The organism is Amycolatopsis sp. SID8362 (genome assembly GCF_010550475.1).
In the GTDB taxonomy this organism is placed as follows: domain Bacteria; phylum Actinomycetota; class Actinomycetes; order Mycobacteriales; family Pseudonocardiaceae; genus Amycolatopsis; species Amycolatopsis eburnea.
Map to the genome: position 1 here is coordinate 1 of NZ_JAAGNB010000950.1, position 4375 is coordinate 4375.

Annotated in this window: 4 protein-coding genes and 1 pseudogene; all 5 read left to right on the forward strand. The window is 72.6% G+C overall.

What is annotated here, in order from left to right; translation table 11 throughout:
• A partial coding sequence (locus G3I65_RS29410) for a nucleotide exchange factor GrpE (protein ID WP_160698980.1) occupies window positions 1-141 on the forward strand: 141 nt, incomplete at its 5' end.
• Window positions 141-1076 carry a DnaJ C-terminal domain-containing protein gene (locus G3I65_RS29415; protein ID WP_160698981.1) on the forward strand — a complete coding sequence of 312 codons (936 nt, stop codon included), beginning with the start codon at window positions 141-143 and terminating at the stop codon, window positions 1074-1076. The genes G3I65_RS29410 and G3I65_RS29415, both read left to right, overlap by 1 nt.
• On the forward strand, window positions 1073-1387 hold the full coding sequence (locus tag G3I65_RS29420; protein WP_160698982.1) for a chaperone modulator CbpM: 315 nt from the start codon (window positions 1073-1075) through the stop codon (window positions 1385-1387). Before G3I65_RS29415 ends, G3I65_RS29420 begins: the two co-directional genes overlap by 4 nt.
• A 2-nt stretch (window positions 1388-1389) precedes the next feature.
• Window positions 1390-4011, forward strand: coding sequence for an ATP-dependent chaperone ClpB (gene clpB / locus G3I65_RS29425; protein WP_160698983.1), 2622 nt, complete (start codon window positions 1390-1392; stop codon window positions 4009-4011).
• Window positions 3990-4375: pseudogene (locus G3I65_RS29430) on the forward strand (PucR family transcriptional regulator); the annotation flags it as partial. The gene clpB and the pseudogene G3I65_RS29430, both read left to right, overlap by 22 nt.

Consider the following 4375-nt stretch of genomic DNA (forward strand, 5'->3'; position numbering starts at 1 on the left):
CCGTTCGACCCCGCCGTGCACGACGCCGTGAGCACCGCGCCGGGCGAGCCGGGCACGATCGTCGCGGTCGTGCGGCCCGGGTACGGCTCCGCCGAGCGCCCGCTGCGCCCGGCCGCGGTCGTGGTGGCGAGGCAGAGCTGATGGCCGGCACCGACTTCTACGGGATCCTGGGCGTCGACCGCTCGGCCGACCAGACGGAAATCCAGCGGGCGTACCGGAAACTGGCCCGCAAGTACCACCCGGACATCAACAAGGACCCGGACGCGGAAGATCGTTTCAAGGAGATCTCCGAGGCCTACGACGTGCTGTCCGAACCGGAGACCCGGCGCCGTTACGACACGTTCGGCGCCGACTTCCGGCAGGTGCCGCCGGACGTGGACCCCGAGACGTGGGCACGGGCCAAAGCCGCGCGGGAATCGCCGTTCGGCGGGAGCCGGTTCGACACCGGCTCCTTCGACACCGGCTCCTTCGACACCGGCGACGTCGACATCGAGGACCTGCTGGGCGGGATCTTCGGCGGCCGGGCCCGGCGCCGCGGCCCGATGCCGGGCGCCGACCAGGAAGCCGAGCTGGAACTGACCGTCGAGGAGGCGCACGCCGGTGGCCGGCGCACCCTGACGTTGCCCGGTCCGCGCACGATCGAGGTCAACATCCCGGCCGGCGTCACCGACGGCAGGCGGATCCGGCTGGCCGGGCAGGGCGGCCGCGGCACGGACGGCGCGCCGCCGGGGGACCTGTACCTGCTCGTGCACCTGGCGCCGCACCCGCGCTACCGGGTCGACGGGCGCGACCTGGCGCTCGACCTGCCGCTGACGCCGTGGGAAGCGGCGCTGGGCACCACCGTCACGCTCCCGATCCCCGGTGGCGAGGCGAAGCTGAAGGTCCCGCCCGGCACGTCGACCGGGCGCCGCCTCCGGCTGCGCGGCAAGGGCCTGCCGAACCCGCGTGGCACGGCGGGCGACCTCTACGCCGAAGCCCGCGTCCTCGTGCCCGCGAAGCCGACCGACGAAGAGCGGCAGCTGTTCGAGCAGCTGGCCGCGGTGTCCACCTTCGACCCGAGGGGGTCCGGCCGATGACGTCCTACGCGCTCGTGCGCCGCCACCCTGGTGCGGCCCACCTGGACCTGGCGACGTTCGCCCACGCGGTCGGCCTGCACCCGGACCTGGTCCGCCGGCTGGCCGCGCTGGGCCTGCTCGACCCGGTCGTGGACGCGCGCGGTGAGCTGTGGTTCCCGGTGGCCCAGATCGCCGTCGTGTCGCGTGTCCAGCGCCTGCGGGCCGGGTTCTCGCTCAACTACGCCGCGGTCGGCGTCGTCGCCGACCTGCTCGACCGCATCGCGGACCTCGAGGCGGCGCTTCGTGACCGATCCCGACGCAGCGGAGACTGACCATGGATCCGAACCGGCTCACCCAGAAGTCCCAGGAAGCGCTGCACGACGCCCAGACGGCGGCCCTGAGCCACGGCCAGCCCGAGGTCGACGGCGAACACCTGCTGCTGGCCCTGCTGGACCAGCCCGACGGGCTCGCCTCGCGGCTGCTCACCGAAGCGGGCGCGGACCCGGCCCGGCTCCGCGGCGAGGTCGAAGCCGAGCTCTCGCGCCGGCCCAAGGTCAGCGGCCCGGGCGCCGTACCCGGCGAGACGCGGGTGACCGCCCGGCTGGCCCGCGTGCTCGACGCCGCCGACCGTGAGGCCAAGCGGCTCAAGGACGACTACGTGTCGGTCGAGCACCTCGTCGCGGCGTTGCTCGAGGAAGGCAGCGCGACCGCGGCCGGGCGGCTGCTGCGCGCGGGCGGGCTGACCCGCGACAAGTTCCTCGAGGTGCTGCGGACCGTGCGCGGCAACCAGCGCGTCACGTCCGCGACCCCCGAGGCCGCCTACGAAGCACTGGAGAAGTACGGCCGGGACCTCGTGGCCGACGCCCGGGCCGGCCGGCTCGACCCGGTGATCGGCCGGGACGCCGAGATCCGCCGGGTCGTCCAGATCCTGTCCCGCAAGCGGAAGAACAACCCCGTGCTCATCGGCGATCCGGGCGTCGGCAAGACCGCCATCGTCGAAGGACTGGCCCTGCGCATCAGCCACGGTGACGTGCCCGAGGGGCTCAAGGACAAGACGGTCTTCTCCCTCGACATGGGAGCCCTGGTCGCCGGCGCGAAGTACCGCGGCGAGTTCGAGGAACGGCTCAAGGCGGTGCTCAACGAGGTCCACGCCGCCGAGGGCCGGATCCTGCTGTTCGTGGACGAGCTGCACACCGTCGTCGGCGCGGGCGCCACCGAAGGCGCCATGGACGCGGGCAACCTGCTCAAGCCGATGCTCGCCCGGGGCGAGCTGCACCTGATCGGCGCGACCACGCTCGACGAATACCGCAAGCACATCGAGAAGGACGCGGCACTCGAACGCCGCTTCCAGCCGGTCGTGGTCGACGAGCCGTCGGTCGAGGACGCGATCTCGATCCTGCGCGGCCTGCGCGAGCGGCTCGAAGTGTTCCACGGCGTGAAGATCCAGGACGGCGCGCTGGTGGCCGCCGTCGTGCTGTCCCACCGCTACATCTCCGACCGGTTCCTGCCGGACAAGGCGATCGACCTGGTCGACGAAGCCTGCGCGATGCTGCGCACCGAAATCGACTCGATGCCTGCCGACCTCGACGAGCTGTCCCGGCGGCTGACCCGGACCGAGATCGAGGAAGCCGCGCTGGCGAAGGAAACCGACGCCGCCAGCGAGAAGCGCCTTCAGGAGCTGCGCCGGGAACTGGTCGACCTGCGTGCCGAGGCGGGCGGGATGCGGACCCGGTGGGAAGCCGAGCGCGCCGCCCTGCACAAGGTCCAGGCGTTGCGCGGTGAGATCGAACAGGTCCGCAACGACGCCGAGGCCGCCGAGCGCGACTACGACCTGAACCTCGCCGCCCAGCTGCGGCACGGCCGGCTGCCCGAGCTGGAACGCCGGCTCGAAGGCGAGGAGGAGCTGCTGGCGGCGCGGCGCGGCGGTGCTTCGGCGCTGCTGCGCGAGGTGGTGACCGAGGCGGAGATCGCCGCGGTCGTTTCGCGGTGGACCGGCATCCCGGTCAGCCGGCTGCAGGAGGGGGAGCGGGAGAAGCTGCTGCGCCTGGACGAGGTGCTGCACGAACGGGTGATCGGTCAGGACGAAGCGGTGCAGGCGGTGGCCGACGCGGTCATCCGGGCTCGCTCGGGGATCAAGGACCCGCGTCGCCCGATCGGGTCGTTCCTGTTCCTCGGCCCGACCGGCGTCGGCAAGACGGAGCTGGCGAAGGCACTGGCCGCGGACCTGTTCGACACCGAGGACAACATCGTCCGCATCGACATGAGCGAGTACCAGGAGCGGCACACCGTCTCGCGGCTCGTCGGCGCCCCACCCGGCTACATCGGCTACGACGCGGGCGGCCAGCTCACCGAGGCCGTGCGGCGCAAGCCGTACTCGGTGGTGCTGTTCGACGAGATCGAGAAGGCGCACGGGGACGTGTTCAACACCCTGCTGCAGGTGCTCGACGACGGGCGGCTGACCGACGCGCAGGGCCGCACGGTCGACTTCCGCAACACGGTGATCATCATGACCTCCAACATCGGCGCGCACTTCCTGCTCGAGGGCGTGACGTCCGACGGCGAAATCAAGCCCGACGCGCGCGAAGCGGTGTTCGGCGCGTTGCGCGGGCACTTCCGGCCGGAGTTCCTCAACCGGATCGACGAGATCGTGCTGTTCAAACCGCTCACCGAAGCCGAGATCGAGCGGATCGTCGAGCTGATGCTCGGTGACCTGCGTGCCCGGCTGGCCGAGCAGCAGATGACCCTGGAGGTGTCGCCGGAGGCCCTCCGGTACGTCGCGCGGCAGGGGTTCGACCCGGTCTACGGCGCGCGGCCGCTGCGCCGGTTCCTCGCCCGCGAGGTCGAGACGCGGATCGGCCGGGCATTGCTGGCCGGCGAGGCGCACGACGGCGCGGCCATCGTGGTCGGGCTGACCGACGGCAAGCTCGCTGTGACATGCCGGAACCCGCCGCCGTGACCGCGCTCGCCGCGTGGGCCGAGACGGAGCTGGCCCGGCTCATCGACGAGGTGTACGCGGCCACGTGCGAGCGCATCGAGCTGTACCGGGACGAGAAGGTCGTGCCGCGGGCCGACCTGCACCGGTCGATCGCGGTGAACCTGCGGTACCTGGTCGACGCCCTGGCCGGAACCCCGAGTCCCGGTCAGGGCGCGCCGCAGGAGACCGGCAGCCGCCGGGCCCACCAGGGCGCGCCGCTGCCCGAGGTGCTGCAGGTGTACCGGATCGCCTGCGCGATGCTGTGGGACCTGCTGGTGCGGCACGCCCGCACGGCCGCCCCGGAGGGCACCACCGAAGCGCTGGTCGACGTCGCGAGCCTGCTGTG

Coding starts and splice junctions, on each gene's coding strand:
- G3I65_RS29415 (WP_160698981.1), top strand. CDS start 141: ATGGCCGGCACCGACTTCTACGGGATCCTGGGCGTCGACCGCTCGGCC.
- G3I65_RS29420 (WP_160698982.1), top strand. CDS start 1,073: ATGACGTCCTACGCGCTCGTGCGCCGCCACCCTGGTGCGGCCCACCTG.
- clpB (WP_160698983.1), top strand. CDS start 1,390: ATGGATCCGAACCGGCTCACCCAGAAGTCCCAGGAAGCGCTGCACGAC.